At 48.4% G+C, this 20,462-nt stretch carries 10 protein-coding genes and 1 pseudogene; 9 read left to right on the top strand and 2 right to left on the bottom strand.

Annotation, left to right across the window (positions count from 1 at the left end; all coding sequences use genetic code 11):
- Window positions 1–249: 249 nt before the first annotated feature.
- Together B1728_RS15000 and B1728_RS14995 are read right to left on the bottom strand one after the other, a co-directional pair.
- A complete protein-coding gene (locus B1728_RS15000) occupies window positions 250–1,392 on the bottom strand; it encodes a sensor histidine kinase (protein ID WP_079911023.1) in 1,143 nt (380 codons plus the stop codon).
- Window positions 1,389–2,075, bottom strand: a complete 687-nt coding sequence (locus B1728_RS14995; RefSeq protein ID WP_079911022.1) for a response regulator transcription factor — start codon at window positions 2,073–2,075, stop codon at window positions 1,389–1,391. The genes B1728_RS15000 and B1728_RS14995 overlap by 4 nt, the downstream gene beginning before the upstream one ends.
- Before the next feature lie 237 nt (window positions 2,076–2,312).
- On the opposite strand from B1728_RS14995, the gene B1728_RS14990 reads away from it, so the two are divergent.
- The 9 genes and pseudogenes from B1728_RS14990 to B1728_RS14935 all read left to right on the top strand — a co-directional run bounded on the left by B1728_RS14990 (window position 2,313) and on the right by B1728_RS14935 (window position 20,461).
- Window positions 2,313–2,717, top strand: a complete 405-nt coding sequence (locus tag B1728_RS14990; RefSeq protein WP_079911021.1) for a DUF6223 family protein — start codon at window positions 2,313–2,315, stop codon at window positions 2,715–2,717.
- Between the two features lie 1,125 nt (window positions 2,718–3,842).
- Window positions 3,843–4,888, top strand: a pseudogene (locus B1728_RS14975) (IS1595 family transposase).
- Window positions 4,889–4,948: 60 nt separating this feature from the next.
- Window positions 4,949–5,548: a hypothetical protein gene (locus B1728_RS14970; RefSeq protein ID WP_079911018.1), complete on the top strand. Its 600-nt coding sequence runs from the start codon at window positions 4,949–4,951 to the stop codon at window positions 5,546–5,548.
- Between the two features lie 857 nt (window positions 5,549–6,405).
- Window positions 6,406–8,742 carry a helix-turn-helix domain-containing protein gene (locus tag B1728_RS14960; RefSeq protein WP_079911016.1) on the top strand — a complete coding sequence of 779 codons (2,337 nt, stop codon included), beginning with the start codon at window positions 6,406–6,408 and terminating at the stop codon, window positions 8,740–8,742.
- A 161-nt stretch (window positions 8,743–8,903) separates the two neighbouring features.
- The gene (locus tag B1728_RS14955) at window positions 8,904–9,866 is read left to right on the top strand and encodes an ABC transporter permease (protein WP_079911015.1); all 963 of its coding nucleotides are present in this window, start codon (window positions 8,904–8,906) and stop codon (window positions 9,864–9,866) included.
- Between the two features lie 13 nt (window positions 9,867–9,879).
- Entirely contained in the window at window positions 9,880–10,749 is an 870-nt protein-coding gene (locus B1728_RS14950) for a carbohydrate ABC transporter permease (RefSeq protein WP_079911014.1), read from the top strand.
- Window positions 10,750–10,777: 28 nt separating this feature from the next.
- Window positions 10,778–12,424, top strand: coding sequence for a type 2 periplasmic-binding domain-containing protein (locus tag B1728_RS14945; RefSeq protein ID WP_079911013.1), 1,647 nt, complete (start codon window positions 10,778–10,780; stop codon window positions 12,422–12,424).
- A gap of 238 nt (window positions 12,425–12,662) precedes the next feature.
- The gene (locus tag B1728_RS37230; protein WP_306293528.1) at window positions 12,663–18,608 is read left to right on the top strand and encodes a rhamnogalacturonan lyase family protein; all 5,946 of its coding nucleotides are present in this window, start codon (window positions 12,663–12,665) and stop codon (window positions 18,606–18,608) included.
- Between the two features lie 416 nt (window positions 18,609–19,024).
- Complete coding sequence (locus tag B1728_RS14935; RefSeq protein ID WP_079911012.1) at window positions 19,025–20,461, top strand: hypothetical protein; 1,437 nt, start codon at window positions 19,025–19,027, stop codon at window positions 20,459–20,461.
- Window position 20,462: the final 1 nt, after the last annotated feature.

Below are 20,462 nucleotides of genomic sequence, written 5' to 3'. Positions count from 1 at the left end.
CCCGATTTCCCACCGTCATGGGGAGCGTCATCCCAAGGACTGGGAAGTTTTCTCGAAGGATATTCCCAGTCATTTTCCCAGGCCAATTCCCTTGTTGACCAATTGTTTCTTGAATATGCGAAATAAATCGGTTGAAGGTGGCTCCCTTCGAACTCATGCATGTCATTTAGCGAGTTGATGATTTAGAGCAAGAGGCATTTCATAGTTACGGTGGATGACCTGCGGGTCTCGTTACGACTATGTCTTTTCCTATATATCTTTTCCTATAGGCAGAAAAACAGTAAAGATTGTACCTTCATCCGGCTTGCTCGCAACGCGGATGAATCCGTCGTGGGCCTTTACATAATGATGGGCGATAGCTAATCCGAGCCCCGTACCGCCTGTATACCGTGAGCGCGCTTCATCTACCCGGTAAAAGCGATCGAATAGGTGGGACAGTTCTTCTGCAGGGATTCCGATACCGGTATCGATCACCGAGACGCATGCAAAGTGCGTATTCTGATCAACGACCCGGTCTGCGATTTCAACTGTAATCTTCCCTCCCCGTGGAGTATAACGAATCGCATTGGTTAGCAAATTAAAGAAAACCTGCGTGATCCGTCTCGCATCGACCATCACAATTACAGGCCTCGAATTTGTAAGAAGGTGAATGTCCAAGCCGTTTTCTTCCGCTTCGTATTTCACATCATCTACGATTCGATTTAGATGTACCGTCAGGTCGAGCGGCTTGCGATCGAGCGACAACCTCCCCGCTTCGGCGAGCGACAATTCATGAAGATCGTCGACAAGCTGGCTGAGCCGGATGACCTCGTCGTGAAGCCGCAGCAGCTTTTCTGGCGGGACATGATGACCGGCCTGCTGGTAATTTTCCAGTTTAAGCTGCATTACAGACAGCGGTGTGCGAAGCTCGTGAGCAACATCGGCTACCAGTCGTCTGCGGGCTTCCTCTGCTTCACGCAGGCGAAACGTCATATCGTTGAACGTTTGGGCAACTTTCCCATACTCATCTTTTGTATCTAGAGGTACTTTAACGTTCAGATCGCCCTGTGCCACGCGTTCTATGGCTGCTATGAGCTTTTTGAGCGGGAGGGTCAGTACCCCCGATATCCAAAAACTGAAGAACAATCCAATCGTAATAAAAAAGAACAAACGTACACCGTGCGTGACTGTAATTAGTTCGTTCAGGCTCATATTGTCAAGGATATAAGATTTAAAGATTTCGATTTGCTCTTCGGGCGTGGCATTCAAATAATGAGCATCCAGTTGCTCTCTTTGGAATTGATCGATCAAGCTGCCTGTGTAAACCCGCGTTGTAAGGGAGAAAGTGATGCTTACAATGAACACCAACAGTCCCATGCAGGCAAATATTTTCATGCGGACCGTCATCTTCATGAACGTTCACCGAACCGGTATCCGAAACCATATACCGTTTGAATATAACGAGGATCGGAGGGGTCGTCTCCCAATTTACGGCGAAGATTCCGTATATGGGAATCCATCGTTCTTTCGTACCCCATGTACTCATCCTCCAAAGCAGTCTTTAACAGTTGCAACCGACTAAAGACGATGCCAGGACGACCCGCAAGTGTGAACAAAATTTTGAACTCGGTCGGTGTCAATTGGATTTCCTGACCGTCCTTGAATACCTGACATTTGGCCTCGGAAATGAGCAAATTGTCTCTTTCCAAAACCATCAACCTGTCATCATGTCCCCGCAAACGGCGAAGTAAAGCTCGAATGCGAGAAGCAAGCTCACGCAAGCTGAAAGGCTTCGTCAAATAATCATCTGCGCCGATTTCCAGACCGACGATTTTATCCGATTCTTCTGAGCGGGCCGTGACCATAATAATGCCGCAATGTGAAGTATTCCTTAGCTCGCGGCATACTTCGATACCGCTTTTCCCGGGAAGCATCCAATCAAGCACGACGAGATCTGGCCGTTCTGACCGGGCAATCATGAGCGCTTCGTTGCCGGTGCAGGCGGTCAATACTCGGAACCCTTCGCGCTGCAAATAGGTCTCCATCTCCTCCAGCATGCCCGGTTCGTCCTCCACAAGCAGCAATTTCGGTTCCATTCCCATCGCCTCTTTCCCATTTAGTCTGCTTCCATTGATTTAAGTTATTTCGTTTACCGAAATTATACCGTGATATTGCAGGTTCTTAAAGAACTCCACGCAAAGAGAGGAGGATCTGCATAAGTTCTCGACATTTGTAGTGTAAACTGGCTGTGAAAGGCGGGAAATACTCCCAAAGAACAGGAAGAACAATGAATCTGGAAGTAGAAGGAAAACTAAAAAAGGAGAAGTTAACAAATGAAAATGAAGCTCTGTTCCATTGTAATGCTTTGTTGTTTTCTACTTGTGCCAACTATTGCCTCTGCTGAAGCGACCAACGGTAATGTTGTTTACGGATTTACCACTGGGCGATTATGGGCCGCAATGGACGCGTTGGTGGGGCTGATCAGCGCCATCATCGGCGGGCTGTCCTTGGCTCGCTCTGCTGGTCGTATCGGCAATGGTTCCGGTCGACGCGGGGCCATAGTGGCCATCGTAATGGCGGTAGTCGTCATAGTCTACGCCGGGCTGCATCTAACTAACTTCACAGGTGATTTCGGCACTGGCAGCGGGAAGGCCGGGGCTATCGTGGCTATCGTGATGGGACTGACCGGTGTAGTCCTCGCGGGGCTAACACTGGCCCGCACCCGTCGCACCAGCTGACCCGACTTTGTACTCCTAGTTAATTCGAATAGCGATGCGTTACGTCCACCCCATAATCAAGAGAAGAAACGGCTATGTTGAGTAGTCGTTTTTTTTCGTGATACGGTTATTTTTGTTAAAAAATTGGTTGGATCGACAATAATAGTCACCGTTTGCATCACGTTTCTGAGACAATCGACATTCCAAATCTAGTATGATCATTAATAATGGAAGAAACATATAACTAGGGTAAAGGACGGAGCAATGAAATGCCGATAAAAGGGAGTATTTTAAAGCATAAGATTGATTTTGATAACGCCCGATATTTTCGATTTCATGTAGCTGTCTTGCAAAATGGCAGAATCATTGACTACGGAGGTGTTATTGAATCTCATTCAGACGAATCCGTTATCATAAACGGCGGTAAATACTTAAAAGCCAATTGTGAATTCAAGGTTCGGCGTTAAGATGAACAAAGCATTTCCCTAGTATCAAGACGACAAGAACCTAATTTCTAGTAGGACGGACGATCTTATCTACTCCATATGGAATGAGGAGCTGAATAAGTATGAATATCATCCAATTCCAACCAATGGATATTATGCAGCTTTAAGTGTAAACCATTTTAGCATCCAACAAAAAAATGGAATAGGTATGTATCAACCTTGCAGTGTAAGTCTAAACAACTTTCCTCAGAAGCTAAATGCCAAGTCAACTGCCACTGCACGATTCGATCCCAATATCGAGGGCGGCGGGAGTTGGGACGGGGAGGATCATCGGACTTATCCGTGCATTAGGACCGAAACTGCCCCGACCGGAGCCACGATCTGCATCCGTGAAGCCAAATCCTTTGCATCGTTGCAAGATCAAGAGTACGTGACCGCTTCACTTTTCCCAAAAAATGCATTGGGTGACAAGGTTACAGTCAGCTTCGTTCCGTCTATTACATTGGGTAAAATGCAATCCGTTTCATATACTTCGCAAGTGAATCTGCAGCTTTTGTCCAAGGAATAATAGTGCGCTCTCCCAAGCTGGGAGAGCTTTTTTAATAACTAGGCTATGTTAAATTATGTTGTTGATATTTGATATCTACGAACATTCGTTCTATAATTAGGGTAACGTCCTTGGTTCGGAGATGATTTATCCATGGATTTAAAGGATCTGAAAAGGCTCGCCGAAGAATTGGATGATAGCGGTAAGCGAGAGCTTATCTACTTTTTGCAGTCCCGAACCAAGGGAATGGTGTCTCCAATACGAGCAATAGATGAAATACAAGAGCAGAAGCATAAGGATGGGCTTGTTTGTCCGCATTGTAAAAATCACTCGGTCGTGCGGTTTGGAAAGTACGTTGTAAAAACACGTACTGGGGAGGTAAAACGTCAACGTTACCGTTGTAAGTTCTGTCGTCAAACGTTTAACGACCTTACGAACACGCCTCTCCAACGCACACGCAGACCTCATCTTTGGGTACGATTCATTGAATGCATGATTGAAGGCTTTTCCCTTTGTAAGTGTGCTGAAATACTGCACGAAGAAGTTACGCATGTGACCTTGTTCTACTGGCGGCATAAAATCCTCGCCGCTTTGAAGCAAATTCCAACCGAAGCTTTCCAGGGTATCGTCGAAATGGACGAGACTTATTTCTTGTTCTCTGAAAAAGGTAAACGGAACATTGCCGATCGCAAGCCACGTAAACGTGGCGGCGAAGCCAAATATCGTGGCATCAGTAACGACCAAGTGTGTGTACTGGTTGCCCGTGATCGTCAAAAATGACTTACTCTGGTGTTCTTGGACGTGGGCGTATTCGGACAAAGAAATTGGATGAGGCGATTGGTGGTCATTTATCTGACTCTAACGTGCTTTGCACCGATTCGTGGAGGGCATTCAGTTCATATGCGAATGCGAGAGGCTTAGCTCATTACCGTTTTAAGTCAGATGAAAAACAGCGAGTAAAAGGCGTGTACCATATCCAAAACGTCAACAGCTACCATAGCCGTTTGAAAAAATGGATAGATCGCTTCAATGGTGTTACAACGAAATATTTACAGCATTATCTGGCTTGGTTCCGTTATATAGATAGCAAAGAATATGAGAATACAGCGTCGAATAAGAAAAATATGTTGGTCGTCTCCTGCCTGTTTAATGTGAATGAAACAAACACCAAACTCCGAACGATAACAACTCCTCACTGAAATAACGAGAAGGAGCGAGTAAACAGGCGAAAACATAACTTTATTGTGGGAGTGTAAAATATGAAAAAAATATTATTGGTTTGTATTATGATAATGTTGATGCTAGCAACGGCTTGTGGAAATGTTGAAATGACATCAAATCCAAATACTTCTAGTGAGCCTAAACCTGCAACGGATGAGTCTATTATTCCAAAAAACACATCCGAATCTTGTCTTGTAAATCGTATAAATTTGGATAGTGAAACTGAAAAATATTTCTATGGAACTTGGAATGTTGAGAAGCTTTTAGGATTTGCAAATTCATATAATGATGCTTCTGAATATCCAACAGGGCAAAAATTTATTGGAGATGAAATTATAATCAAAAAAGACTTTTTTTCATCAAAAGGACTTAAAAACTATAGTGATTATCAATATGAACTAAAAAATCCATTATATGAGATCACAGCGACATGCTATAACTCTGACTCTTTTTATAGATTATATAAAATAGATATCCCAGACTTAAATATAAATGATGTAGTAAAAGCAATAGGTATAAGTGACCCTTCTACAAAACTTAGTATACCTGTAAGTGTAAGTTATTTTGTTGTTAATAACGATAGGCTTATCTTGTTATCAGAGGCAACTATTTTTGAGCTTAAAAAAATTACTGATTAAATTGCTTCTCAAAACACCTGACCAGCAGTCCGAGTCTGAAGATAGAGATCCTCAAACCGTTTGGGACGCCGAGAATGGAAAGATGTTATCTGCCCCCGCATCTACACGTGAAGAAGCCCTGGCATTATCCAATAAGTTAATGCGTGAATTTTTGAAACCATATGGGAATCAGTTACAATAACTTGTCCATTATATGATTGTGGACAGGTACGATAGTTAAATAAACCGCCTTTTTTACAAGGCGGTTTTCAATTGGTCATATATCAACATTAGAATTTAACATAGCCAATAACTAAAGAGCGCTGATGGTCGATGCTAACCGTCTAGTCCGTCACATCCATCCAGCTTTCAGCGTAGCAAGGTGCGGCACCGCCACACTCCACATGGAGATAGAAGCCGCCGGTTGTTGTATGGAACTCCCCTCCAAATCCCGATTCGCCGGACTGGATATCGTTAATGCAGTCATAATAGAGGATTAAGGTTGCAAAATGGGAATGCAAAGTCATGGTAGCATAGGAATATATGGTAAAATATAGGTGGTTCAAATTTTTTCCTGGCGGGATCTCCCTAATTCGATTTCATTATCTTGAACGGCATGCTTTACTCCGCCAGCAAGAATACAGGGGAGTTTTCTGCATAATCATTTTAATTGATTGTAGCTTGCATCCGATTATCAATGATAAGATGGCTCTAAAAGCAATTTATTAGATATCGACGTGTCAGGGCGTAATGGTTGCCCGCAGCAGCACACGGGTAATTAACCGGATTATTGAAAGGGGTTTCAATCAAGAGGAGTTCCGTGCTCTAAGAATCAAGGCCCCGATAGAGGCTTTCATCTGATGGAATGGGGGAGAAGGATGCTAAGAAAATGGCGGTCACCTTTTGCATTTACATCCGGACCGGTTCGCAGAAAAGTGCTCATTATCGCTTCTCTGCTTGCAACAATACCGGTATTGATTATGGGAGCCACGGCTTATTATATCGCCAGCGGAAAATTCATTGAAGAGCTCCGTGTTGCCAGTAAACAGACCATGCTGCAAATTCAGCAGCGAATCGACGAGAAGCTGATTACGTTGGAGAAAATTACGCTTCAGAATGCGGTCAATCCAACGCTGTCGCGATTTCTTTCGCTGTCCAATCCCGAAGAGGATATCGAGAATTTGGGAATGACCATGACGATTCTAAACTCCATGCAGGTATTGATTGAGGACGTGGATGCCGTATATTTGTACCGTCCCGACAAGCAGCTTGTCGTGTCTCCGAACCTGGGCAGGGTGGGGGAAGAGGTGCTGCCGGAATATGTAAGGGAAGCCATAAGCCACAATCCCCCTAAAATATGGCTTGACCATAAGCTCGAGTCCAGTCTGGTCCGCGACGGCTTCCATCAGGTCACCTTTGTCCGAAGAATCAATGCCACGGACCCTATGCAGCCTGGCTATTTGATCATCAATTTGAACGATACCACGTTCTTCCGCGTATTCAGCAATATGCGGCTCGGCTCCAGGGAGCTGATTATTGTCACGCCGAGCGGTAACATCTTTTCGGACGGAACGAAAAGCCATATCCAGAACCGGTTCGAGCATTATGGCTTTTTCCGAGAGATGATGGCATCGGATGCCAGCGAAATGCTCATGACCGAGCAAGTCGACGGACGCAGCATGTCGATCAATTATTTGAAATCGAACTACAACGGATGGAAATATGTTACCATTGTGCCTTACAGCGATCTGACGCGGCATCTGCAGAAGATCAAGCAAATGACCTTTATGATCTGTCTACTGCTTGTACTGGTCAGTACAGCTGCGACGGGGCTGCTATCCAAACGATGGTATCGCGCCCTGCAATCTTTGATTGATCTGATCAAGAATAAGGGAGGCCTTGCGGAGGCCCAGAAAAACCAGAATGAGTTTGCCCTCATCCGGAATTATTTTGAATCGTTAAATAAGAACAATGAGCTTCTGGGTAAACAGATTGAAGAGTCGATGCCTCTATTAAGAGTAAATTTTATTCAGAAAATGCTGACCGAGCCGTTCCATAGCAGCATGCGAGAACGCGCGGTATATTACAACATTCCTGTGATGCATGCCTTCTACACGGCGATCTGTATAGAGTTGGATAACATGAGAGGTCATACGGAGCAGGATGCTAATCTCTTTCATTATGCCGTCATCAACATTGCAAAGGAAATAGTCAGCCGTCATTCGGAGGGTTTGGTTGTCCAGATGCACAGCGGCCACATCGCCGTCTTGATCAATCATGACGCGGAGGAGCTGTCGCTCACGGATCTGAAAGCAAAGTCATTCTCTATTTCCGAGGAAATACGCAATGTATCCGAAAGCCTGCTTCATATAACCGTGACCATTGGAATCGGGCATAGCTATGAAGGTCTTGAGCATGCGAGAAGCTCCTATCGGGAAGCACTGGAGGCATTGGAATATCAGCTGGTTGAAGGAAGCGGCCGAGTCCTGTTTATCGGACAAATCAAACCGGGACCATCCTCCTTCTCCTATCCTTATGAGATCGAGCAGCAGATCGTGACGCATCTTAAGCTGGCTAATTTACCGGCCATTCACAACCTGCTGGATGATTTCGCTCAAGCGTTAAGAACAGAATTATTCAATCATGAGCATGTTCGGCAGTCCTTTACCCAGCTTATTGCGGCTTCCTTACGGGCATTATTTGAAATGGACCCCAACAGCACTCATCTTCATGCCTACAATCTCTACCAGCGTCTGAATGAGCTCAATACCTCGCACAAAATTGTGAAATGGCTCAAAACGGACGTTTATCCTCCTATGGTCGATCACATTAGTATCCGAACAGTTCAGCGCAAGCATATGACAATTCAAAAGGTACTGGATCACATTCATCAGCATTATGATACGGATTTGTCCTTGCCCCTGCTCGCGGGTCTAGTATCTATGCCGGTCTCCCAGTTCAGCCATATGTTCAAGACGGAGGCCGGAATGACCTTCTCCGAATATTTAATTGCCTTCCGAATGGAGAAGGCGAGACATCTGCTGGAGACGACGGACGCCAAAATATCCGATATTGCGGAAAAGCTTCGGTACAATAATTCGCAGAACTTTATTCGCGTGTTCAAAAAGATCAACGGAATCACTCCCGGAGAATATAGGCTGCGCAGCTCAACTGCTCAGCATGGGGTCCAACAGGGCCCCTTGATCCACGACTGATCACAAGCAAAGAGGCTTTCTTACGGTCACTAGAGCCGATAAGCAAGCCTCTTGTTCATTTACCTAAATAATCATAAGATGTGATTATTTTCTAGAGGAGGATTACATGCTAATCTGAGAACCAGCTGCGAATTATACTTTCAAAGTGGGAGGCTTAAACCGTGGAATTAAAGCATGAACTGGCTGGGAAGGGTGTTGCGGTCCCGAGAAGCAAAATTGCCTTCTTGAAAAGAGAACTTGTAAGGAACAAGTATGTGTATTTGATGCTTGTACCCGTTCTTGCCTACTATTTGATTTTCCATTACGGACCGATGTATGGTCTTTTGATGGCATTTCAGAAAAGCTATAGTCCGGTAAAAGGAATTTTTGCAGGGACATGGATCGGGTTAGACAACTTCATAACGTTCTTCAAAAGCTTCTATTTCTGGAGACTGCTTCGGAATACGGTGGTATTAAGTTTCTACAGCATTGTCTTCGGTTTTCCGGCGCCTATCGTGCTGGCCTTACTGCTGCATGAAGTGAGGAGCAAGGTGTTTAAACGGACGGTGCAAACCGTAAGCTACCTGCCGCACTTTATTTCTGTCGTTGTTGTGGTAGGAATGCTGAAGGCATTTTCCTCTTTGGATGGCGGGCTGTTTAACGTCATTCGCGCACTCTTCAGTTTGGGTCCGGTGATGTTCTTTACGGAATCGGATATGTTCCGGCCGATGTACATCCTGTCTAACATTTGGCAGGGGGCGGGATGGGCTTCCATCATCTTTTTGGCAGCGCTTTCGAATATTGACTCCCAATTGTACGAGGCAGCCAAGGTCGATGGGGCCGGAAGATGGAAGCAGCTGCTTCACATCACGATTCCCGGGATCATGCCTACGATGATCATTATGCTGATTTTGCGCCTGGGAGCTATCATGAATGCGGACTTCCAAAAAATTTTGCTGATGCAAACCGCATCCACATATGAAGTATCCGATGTTATTTCTACCTTCGTCTACCGGTCCGGCGTACTGGAAGCGAATTACACGTATTCGACCGCTATCGGCTTGTTTAACGGTGTGATCAACTTTTCGTTCCTCGTCATTGCGAACACCTTGAGCCGAAAAGCGAATTCAACGAGTCTATGGTAGCAGGGGTGAAACCATGAAACAATCGGTAGGCGAACGAATATTTGACGGATTTAACTATTTGCTGCTATCTCTTGTGATTGTACTGTCGGTATACCCGATGCTCTATATTTTCAATTCCTCCGTCAGCGATCCGGATGCGCTTCTGCGGAGCAGGTCGTTCATGCTATTACCCGCAGGGTTCCAGCTAGAGGCGTACAAGCAAGTGTTTCACAATCCCAAGATTTATACCGGGTATATGAACACATTGTTTTATGTAATCGTCGGAACGGCGGTCAATCTGCTGATGACGTCACTCGCGGCCTATGCGCTGTCCAGAACCGATCTGTACGGACGAAAGCTCATCATGAAGCTGATAACCTTTACGATGTTTTTCAGCGGCGGTATGATTCCGACCTTTTTGCTCGTGCAAAACCTCGGGCTGGTCAATAGCCGGCTGGCCATCATCATTCCTGCGGCCATAAGCACCTTCTACTTCATAATTATGAAGACCAATTTCGAGAGCATACCGAACGAAATGCTGGAATCCGCCAAATTGGACGGCGCTAATGACTTCACCATTTTGTTCCGGATTGTGCTGCCGGTCTCCAAAGCAATCCTTGCAGTAATGACATTGTATTACGCAGTAGATCATTGGAACGATTTCATGGCGCCTCTCCTGTATTTGCGCAAGCAGGAATTATACCCGATACAAATTGTGCTTAGGGACATTTTGCTCAGCAATAGCACGGAGGCCATGGGTGCAGGAGCGGATACCGGCTATGCAATCGGCGAGAACATCAAGTATGCGACGATTATTATTTCCACGCTGCCGATTATGATGGTTTATCCGTTTATCCAAAAGTATTTTGTCCAAGGTGCTTTAATCGGCGCCGTTAAACAATAAATAAACATAAATGGGGATGATTGTGTCAATGAAGAAAAAGCTATTGCCTGTTGCCTGCTGTACGCTTATGACGGCCAGCCTCTTCGCCGGATGCTCCGATAAAGGAGGGGAATCTGCCCCAGGTGCAAGCACGTCGCCCGGGACGAAGGAGGAAGCGTTGACCTCGATTCCGCTGCCTATCACGAAGGAGCCGATTACCATCAGCTATTGGCGCGCGAATGACCCCAAGCTGACCGCCTCACTGCAAAATTTCGGTGAAATGGCCGCTTACAAAAAGAAGGAGGAGCTGACCGGAATTAAGGTCAATTGGACCCATCCGCCGTTAGGGCAGCAGAAAGACCAGTTTAACCTGCTGGTTGCCACGAACGATATGCCGGATGTCATCTACTACAATTGGGCCGACGCTGTGGGCGGGCCGGAGAAGATGCTCGCGGACGGGCGGATCATCAAACTGAATGAATACATCGATAAATATGCGCCGAACCTGAAGAAGCTGATTGAGTCCGATCCGGAAATCAAAAAACAGATTTCGCTGGATGACGGCACGATCTACATGTTCCCCTACATTCGAAGCGATGCCAAGAAACTGAATGCTACCGCCGGGTTGATCATTCGAAAAGACTGGCTGGATAAGCTGAATTTAAAAATGCCGACGACCATTGACGAGTGGTATACCGTCCTGAAAGCTTTCCGGGAAAATGATCCTAACGGTAACGGGAAGAAGGATGAGCTTCCATTTACAGGAAACAACGGGGCGGGCAACATGACCCGGCTTCATGATTTCGCTCCCGCCTTCGGCGTGCTCGGCGGCATGCAGTTCAAGGACGGCAAAATCGTCTACGGCCCGCTCCAGCCGGAATACAAGAAATTTATCGAGACGATGGCGAAATGGTATGCGGAAGGGCTAATCGATCCGGAAATCATGACGAACGATTCCAAAGCCTTCGATTACAAAGTGACCAATAACCTGGCCGGGGCATACCAAGGCGGGGTATTCAGCGGCATGGGGAAATACTTTAACCTGATGAAGGAGTCAAATCCGCAGTTTGACCTGGCCGGCACGCCGTGGCCGACGGGGTCTGCCGGGAAGCCGTACTCCACCTTTACGCTTAACACGAAAGTACTAACCTATGGAGAAGCGATCACCTCCTCGGCGGATAAGAACAAGATCAAGTATATTGTGCAATGGATGGACTTTAACTACAGTCCTCAAGGCCATGATCTGTTTAATTTTGGCATAGAGGGTGACAGTTATACGAAAGAGGGCAGCACGATCAAATTTACGGATAAGATTTTGAAAAATCCGAAATTGACGTATGACCAAGCGCTTGCTTCCTATGCTCTCTCCATTATGGACGGTCCCATGAATCAGGACAGCCGATATCTCGATTCCTTGCTGACCTTCCAAGGGCAGAAGGAGGCGAACATCGTATGGATGAAAGCTGACGACTCGCTCCCGCTTCCAACCTTGCGTTTCACGGAGGATGAGTCGAGGCTGAATGCTTCCGTCATGAATCCTATCACGACGTACTTGAACGAGATGATGACCAAATTTATTACAGGCAAGACACCGCTCTCCGAATACGACAAGTTTACAAAAACGATTCAAACGATGGGAATCGATCAAATTGTTAAGATGTATGAGGAAGCTTCCAAGCGTTATCAAAAACGCTAATCAGGGATTGGAAAAGAATCGCCGGGCAAACCATATCGGGGTATCCGGCGATTCTGCAATATTTTTACAAATGCGAGCACTAATGGATCTCTTGCAGGATCATGAATCCGGAGAGGAGATGATCGCCATGTAACCTTGAGAAGCTTGCCGGGCAAACCATTCAGAAAGCGGGGACAGCAGAAATAGCACACGTTATCTTTTTTGATGAAAATGACAAAGAAAGCGGGGAATATCGTATATGAAGAGGATGGTAAGCAGATTCACAGCCTCTCTCTTATGTTGTCTTTTGATTTTCACAACTTTACTCTCGATCTTACCTTACAGTGAACCCATCGCCCATGCAGATGAGTTATTCGTGAAGAAATTCGACTTCGGCACGGTGAACAGTCCGGTCATGGAAGGCTATGCTCAAGTTCATGACCAGATGATCTATACGCCGGAGCGGGGATACGGACTTGTGTCAGCCCAGGCATCCAGGAACCGGTCGGGCGGCAATGCGATGACTAACGATTTTGTCCTGGGCTCGGCCTTCACGTTCCTGGCGGACATCCCGAACGGCAGCTATAACATAACGGTGTATTCGGGCGACCTGCTCGCAGGCACCTCTCAGACGAAGACCAAAGTGGCTCTGGAGGGGGTAACGAAAGGAACGATAACTACCAAGACGGCGATCGCACAGGCAACCTACAACACCAGGGTTACTGACGGGCAGCTGACCGTGGATATCTCTACAGGCGCCACCGGAGGCTACGGTTATTTGAACGGTCTTGTCATTGAACAAGTGCCCGAGACGCCACCGTCCGCACCCCAAGCTTTAACCGTAACCAACATCAATGCAACACCCGGAGCAGCTTCCGTATCCCTAAGCTGGAGCAGCGTAACCGATTCCGTCTACTACCACGTGTACCGGGCGGTGAACAGTGACACGAATTATGATTTTATCAAGCAAGTAGCGGTGAATTCGTACACGGATACGGCCGTTTCTATCGGAAATGCCTATTCGTATCAAGTTACGGCTCTGAATGCAGTCGGACTTGAGTCTGCGGCCAGCAGTCCGGTAACGGCGCAAGTAGGGCAAAAAGCTGCGATTCCTGCACCCCCGGCGAATGTAATTGTAAGCGGTGTCAATGCGAACAGCGTGGTTGTACAATGGTCGCCATCGGATGGTGCAGCCAGCTACACGGTATTCCGTTCGGAAGCGGCAGCTGGACCCTTCACCGAGCTAGGCAAGGTAACTGCGGCTGCATTTACAGATTCTGCTGTCGATACCTCCATAGTTCATTACTACCAGGTTAAGGCCTCGAATACAGCAGGAGTTTCCGAGGCTTCCGGAGTGGCTGCAAGCACCGTATACATTGCTCCCGCCGAGCTTCCACAAGGCTTTCCGCTGAAAATCGACTTCGGACCCGGCCCTGTAGCTGACGGCTATTTCGGTATCGCGGCTCCCGTGGCATATACGCCTCAGCTGAAATACGGCTTTGCCGATCCTGCTCTTGTCGGTTCCGGCAGCAGCAGCACGACAGATCCGTTGAAATCCGATTATTTGTCGCCTGCCGGCACGACCTTTAATGTCGATCTGCCGAACGGGGACTACGCCGTAACGGTCATCGCAGGGGATGCCAATGCCGCAACGGAAGTGGCTGTGTCCGTTGAAGGCATGACAGCGAATAAAATTGCCCTCACTCCGAAGGCTGCAGGCGAATATTTGGAGCAGACATTCGAAGTCGCGCTTGTTGACGGACAGCTGAATATCCTCTTTTCGGGATCTGCGCCCAAAATTAACGGTCTGGTCATTTCCAAACTAGCGGAGAGGGCAGCAGGCGAAACACCTACCGTGTATATCGCAGGGGATTCTACCGTACAAACCTACGATCCCTATTGGAAGCCTCAAGCGGGCTGGGGGCAGATGATCTCCCGTTACTTCACTCCCGACATTACCTTCAGCAACCAGTCCATTGGAGGCCGCAGCAGCAAAAGCTTCCTTCTGGAAGGGCGCCTGGATAACATTCTGCGGGCGTTGAAGCCCAACGATTACTTCCTGATCCAGTTCGGACATAATGATGCGACCGTGTCCATCCCGGAACGCTATGCTTCCCCCGAGGACTATAAAAATTACTTAAAAACATATATTACTGGCGCCAGGCAGCGCGGTGCCGTACCGATTCTGGTAACCCCTGTCGGACGGAGGGATTATAACTCGACAACGGGCAGCTTTAACGTCAGCTTTCCGGCGTACGTGAATGCGATGAAAGAGCTGGCTCAAGAAATGGACGTCCCGCTCGTCGATCTCAGCACATTAAGCCGGGCTTACTATGACACGATCGGTCCCATAGGCACGCTGGCCGTGTTCCTTCATGTTCCTGCCGGAGTCTATACAGCCTTCCCGAACGGAAGCTCGGACAATACGCACTTCCAGGAATACGGAGCCATCCAGATCGCACGTCTCCTATCAGGGGGAATAAAAGGTTTGAACATCCCGTTATCCGCCTACGTCACGGATGTTGAACCGCCTGCGGAGCTTCCGGTGAAGCCGACGGGAGTTATGGCAAGCAGTATCAGCAATGCAGGCGCTGTACTGACGTGGAATGCAGTAGAAGGTGCAGATATTTATAAAATTTATAGAAAGCTGGCCTCCGACAACGACTACGTCTTGGTAGGCTCATCAACCGTTCCGACTCTAACGCTTCAAGGGATGAGTGAAGGGCTAACCTATCACGTTGTCGTGACAGCTGTGAATGGCAGAGGCGAATCCGAGAAATCGGACGCTGTTGTTATCGTCACGAAGCACGCCACGCTCTTGTTCGATTTCGGTTTGGCCGCTTCACCCGTTCAAGACGGTTATACGGGGGTAAATCTTTCTACTGTATACACGGCCGAAAGAGGCTACGGGATTAAGGACCCGACAGGAATGATCGGCCGCGACCGCGCTACCGGCACCGACCTTCTCCGCGACTGGCTTGGGTATTTCAATGTCGGCTGGGAATTCATGGTCGACCTGCCGAACGGTCTTTATTCCGCGAAGCTGTATGTCGGCGACTATTTGGGAAGCGCCAGAACGAGCGTCGCCGTCGAAGGGAAAGATTACGGAACCGTGTCGGCAGGCAATAAATCCGTTACCGAAAAGATCATTTCCCAGATCTCCGTTAATGACGGCCAAATGAACTTCAAATTCGGGGGTGCAACGGCGATAGTTAACGGTCTGGAGATTACTCCGATTCTGATGGCGCCGACTAATCTGAAGATCGATGCGAAGAACACAGATCCAGAGCAGCCTTCCGCTTCATTATCGTGGACGGGGGTTGAGGATGCGGCCCAATATAACGTTTACCGCAGAATTGCCGGATCGCTCAAGTTTCAGCTGCTGGGCAGCGCTTCGACAATTGCTTATGTTGATAGCACGGTTGATGTAGGGCTGGAGTACGAATATCAAGTGACGACGGTAGATGCGGCTTCCACGGAAACCGGTCCATCCGCTTCGCTCATCGTATCCATGATTGATCCGAATGTTCCAATACCGGCCGTACCAGGAAACCTTCAGACGGTGAACGTCAATAAGAACGACCTGACCTTTAGCTGGGACGCCGCGGCAGGTGCCCAAACCTATAACATTTACCGCGCGAAGTCGAGCGACAGCACCTTCGAGCTGATTGGGAAAGCCCATCAGCCTAGCTACACCGATAAGACCGTGCTAACGACGATTCCCTACTATTACAAAGTAGCGGCTGTCAGTGCAGGCGGCATCTCCGGTCCATCCGAGGTGCTGGCAACACCGGCCGTTACCGTGCTGTACCGGCAAGCCGAATATCTCGATCGGGCGCTGGTAGCGGTTCAACAAGATCATGGAGTGTATGTAGGCTGGAAAATGCTCGGAACGGACCCCTCCGACATTGCTTTCAATCTGTACCGCGACGGGGTCAAGGTTAATGCAGAACCACTGACAGGAGCTACCAATCTGCTCGATGAAGCCGGCACGGATTCGTCTGTGTATCAGTTAAGGACGATGATCGGCGGTAAAGAGAAGGCTGCTTCCAAAGATGTGACCGTATGGCAGCACAATTATTTGTCCGTTCCTATCCAGAAGCCTGATGGAGGAGTGACGAAATCCGGAGAAGCCTATACTTATCGCGCAAACGACACCAGCGTCGGCGATCTGGATGGAGACGGGACCTATGAATTGATCGTAAAGTGGGATCCTACCAACTCCAAGGATAACTCGCAATCCGGATATACCGGCAATGTATATATGGATGCTTACAAGCTGGACGGCACGAGGCTATGGCGCATAGACCTCGGTCCTAACATCCGTGCGGGAGCTCACTATACCCAATTCCAGGTGTATGACCTGGATGGCGACGGCAAGGCGGAGGTCGCTTTCAAAACGGCCGACGGTACAATCGACGGCACAGGTGCCGTTATAGGGGATCCTGCAGCAGATCACCGGAACAGCAGCGGCTATGTGCTCCAAGGACCGGAGTACTTAACGGTATTTGACGGCATGACAGGCAAAGCTGTCACAACAACGAGCTACGACCCGCCTCGCGGAGTCGTCGGCGACTGGGGGGATACGTACGGCAACCGGGTGGACCGTTTCCTGGCTGCAGTCGCTTACCTGGACGGCGAGCATCCGAGCTTAGTTGTCAGCAGGGGCTATTATACCAGAACCGTGATCGTCGCCTATGATTTCAAGAACGGTACGTTGAAGAAAAGATGGCGCTTCGACACCAATGATGAAGGAATCGGTGAAGCTTATACCGGGCAGGGCGATCACAACCTGTCGATCGGGGACGTGGACGTCGACGGCAAGGATGAGATCACTTTCGGAGCTATGGCTATCGACGATGACGGAACGCCGCTTTATAACACGGGACTTGGTCACGGGGACGCCCAGCATCTGGGAGATCTGGACCCATCGAGACCGGGCCTGGAGTTCTTTAATGTGCATGAACACACCAATTCCCCTTACGGCATGGAATTAAGAGACGCTCGAACGGGTGAAATCCTATGGGGCGTATGGACGGGAATCGATACCGGACGCGGCATGTCGGCAGATATCGACCCGAATTATTTGGGGGAAGAAATGTGGTCGGCAACGATTACCGATGCCCAGCATATCCCGCTTACAGGTCTATATAGTGCAAAAGGAGAGCTGATCAGCACAACGATTCCAAGCTCCACGAACTTCGGGATCTGGTGGGACGGCGACTTGAGCCGTGAGCTCTTGGACGATAACCACATTGACAAATGGGACTATGTCAACCATAAGACGAACCGTTTGTTTACGGCCGAAGGCGCTTTATCCAATAACAGCACCAAGGCTACGCCCAACCTGCAGGCGGACCTGTTTGGCGATTGGCGGGAAGAGGTGATCTGGAGAAATACGGACAGCACGGAGCTCCGCATCTATACGACAACCTCGGTGACCGATACGCGGCTTCGTACGCTCATGCATGATCCGATCTATCGCCTGGGAGTCGCATGGCAAAATACAGGGTATAACCAGCCGCCCCATACAAGCTTCTACCTGGGAACCGACATGGAGGAGCCTCCTGCACCTCGTCTTGCCGTAGTGAATGAGCCAGTTTCTTCCGTTCCGCCGACAACCACTGACAATGCTCCCGCAGGCTGGATCAATCATGACGTTACCGTAACCTTAACGGCTCAAGACAACGGCTCCGGCGTGGGCGGTACCTATTACACGGTGAATGGCGGCGCAGAGCAAAAGGGTACATCCGTTACCTTATCTAATGAAGGAACGCATACGCTAACCTACTGGAGCGCAGACAACCAAGGCGGCGCTGAAGCACCTCATACCGTACTCGTTAGAATTGACAAAACGGCACCGACCTTAAACCTTGTTTTGGATAAAACCGAGTTATGGCCGGCCAATCACAAAATGATCCCTGTGAAAGCATCGGTCAGTGCCGACGATAGCCTTTCGGGCGTTTCGACGGTCGTTCTAACCTCTATCACCATCAGCGAGCCTGATAATGGATTAGGCGATGGGGATACGGCAGATGACATTCAAGGTGCGCAGCCCGGCACATTGGACACGGAGTTCATGCTTCGTGCCGAGCGATCCGGCAAAGGAAACGGGCGTGTATATACCATCACTTATACGGCTGCTGACGCCGCCGGGAATACAGCTGTACAATCAGCGACAGTCACGGTACCTCACAACAAATAAAGGCCATCGGCATACCGAAGACGCTATACTTAGTCTCGATTCGAACCCGATGGATAAACGTCGCCGGCATAGGCTTAAGAAACCAGTGAACCTTAAGGTTTGCTGGTTTTTTTATATAGAAGAATGCTTTTCGTGAAAAAAGCCATTATGCTCTTCCGGATGCCACTCGAGAACAAAATCACAACTTAAGCACTAGCCTTCAAGTGAAAAATGGTTCTGGATAGTTCCATATACATACAAAAAAGGGTCCTGCGTCATATTTCGACATTCATACTTCGTAAATTATCTTGATTATGAATGATTTTCCAACGTGTACCATATACATGTTCTGTGCTGCGGTAAAGGGCAAAAATGAAGGTAAATCAGGAATAGTGTGGAAATAAATCAGAGAACAATCCATTTACGCGAGGGAAATTATGGTGCAGTTAACGGAAGCTTACGTAGATAGTTTGGCGCTGAACAGCGCTGCCATTAAGAATGGGAAAGACTTAGTGAAAAAGAACAGCTTTCCATTATTGTGCAAATCAGAGGATCATAGCGTCCTATTCGGAGAATGCAAGGGAAGCGGGAAAGAGCCTTACCGCTGTTCTGTCGATTGGGCTAATGAGGGCAGTCCTGTATTCCGCTGCTCTTGTCCCAGCCGTCAATTTCCCTGCAAGCATAATCTGGGACTAATGTATGCTTACACAGCCGGCAAAGCGTTCGAGATCGCTCCGATCCCCGCAGACCTTGCCGAGAAGCGGGAAAAGGCCGAAAAGCGGGAGGAGAAGAAGAGGGAAGCCGCCGCTTCGGGGACTCCCCCCGCAAAGAAGAAGACGAATAAGGCGGCGCTTGTCAAAAAAATCGCGGCTCAATTGGAAGGCATTGCTATTGGGGAAAAGCTGGTGCTTCAGCTCGCACAGCAGGGGCTGGGCAGCTTGGACAAAAAAGCGCTCCAAACCGCGGATGAGCAGGCGAAGGAGCTGGGCAATTATTATATTCCGGGCATCCAGACCGCTATTCGCCAATTAACGGAGCAGCTCCGGTCGGCCAAAGAGAGTGAATCCGCCTATCCGCAAGCCATTGAACAGCTGACCATGCTGCATTCGCTGCTTCATAAAAGCAAGGCCTACCTAAATGGCAGACTCGAAAACCCGGATCTGCCGGCGGATTCCGGTACGATACTGGAGGAACGGATCGGCCACGCTTGGCAAATGGCTGAGCTCAGGGAGCAGGGGCGCGTCCGCGCCGATGTAGAGCTGCTACAGCTTGCGTTTCGTTCCTATTCGGAGCCTTCACGCGGTGAATATGTGGACGAGGGGTATTGGTTCGACCTGCATTCAGGCCAAATCCATATCACAAGAACGTATCGCCCTTTCCGGGCGACGAAGTATATCCGTGAAGAGGATTCGACTTTCCAAGTGGTAAGGGCCAAGGAATTGGCTGAGTACCCTGGGGAGCTTAACCAACGGGTCCGCTGGGAGGAAGCCGTTTTTCGCGAGGTCCAGCCACAAGATTATAGCCGTGTTGTGGAGTCCGCCGAGTCATCCTTCAAGGATTTGGCGAAGCGAATAAAAAATCAGATCAAAAATCCCTTGTCTGATAAAAACCCGGTGGCCCTCCTGCGTTTTAAGGAGCTGCTTAAGACAGATACATCTTATGTTCTTACCGATTCCCAGGGCTCGCAGCTTCCTTTGGCCGACATCCCATATGTGAATGAGCCGACGACTCCTATGCTGCCGATTATTAACAGATCTTATGTTCGTAATCAGACGATGCTGGTCATGTTCGGGCATAACATGGAGCGGAACAGGCTGGAGGCGCAGCCTCTTAGTATTGTCACAGCGGACAATATCATCCGCTTGCTGTATTGAT

This window comes from Paenibacillus sp. 32352 (assembly GCF_002042965.1).
Classification (GTDB): domain Bacteria; phylum Bacillota; class Bacilli; order Paenibacillales; family NBRC-103111; genus Paenibacillus_S; species Paenibacillus_S vulneris.
Note: the sequence above shows the minus strand (reverse complement) of the source record. Positions and strands in the feature narration are given on the sequence as shown.

Excerpts from the sequence above, each read along its gene's own strand:
- B1728_RS15000 (WP_079911023.1), bottom strand. The coding sequence starts at position 1,392 with ATGAAGATGACGGTCCGCATGAAAATATTTGCCTGCATGGGACTGTTG.
- B1728_RS14995 (WP_079911022.1), bottom strand. The coding sequence starts at position 2,075 with ATGGAACCGAAATTGCTGCTTGTGGAGGACGAACCGGGCATGCTGGAG.
- B1728_RS14990 (WP_079911021.1), top strand. The coding sequence starts at position 2,313 with ATGAAAATGAAGCTCTGTTCCATTGTAATGCTTTGTTGTTTTCTACTT.
- B1728_RS14970 (WP_079911018.1), top strand. The coding sequence starts at position 4,949 with ATGAAAAAAATATTATTGGTTTGTATTATGATAATGTTGATGCTAGCA.
- B1728_RS14960 (WP_079911016.1), top strand. The coding sequence starts at position 6,406 with ATGCTAAGAAAATGGCGGTCACCTTTTGCATTTACATCCGGACCGGTT.
- B1728_RS14950 (WP_079911014.1), top strand. The coding sequence starts at position 9,880 with ATGAAACAATCGGTAGGCGAACGAATATTTGACGGATTTAACTATTTG.
- B1728_RS14945 (WP_079911013.1), top strand. The coding sequence starts at position 10,778 with ATGAAGAAAAAGCTATTGCCTGTTGCCTGCTGTACGCTTATGACGGCC.
- B1728_RS37230 (WP_306293528.1), top strand. The coding sequence starts at position 12,663 with ATGAAGAGGATGGTAAGCAGATTCACAGCCTCTCTCTTATGTTGTCTT.
- B1728_RS14935 (WP_079911012.1), top strand. The coding sequence starts at position 19,025 with ATGGTGCAGTTAACGGAAGCTTACGTAGATAGTTTGGCGCTGAACAGC.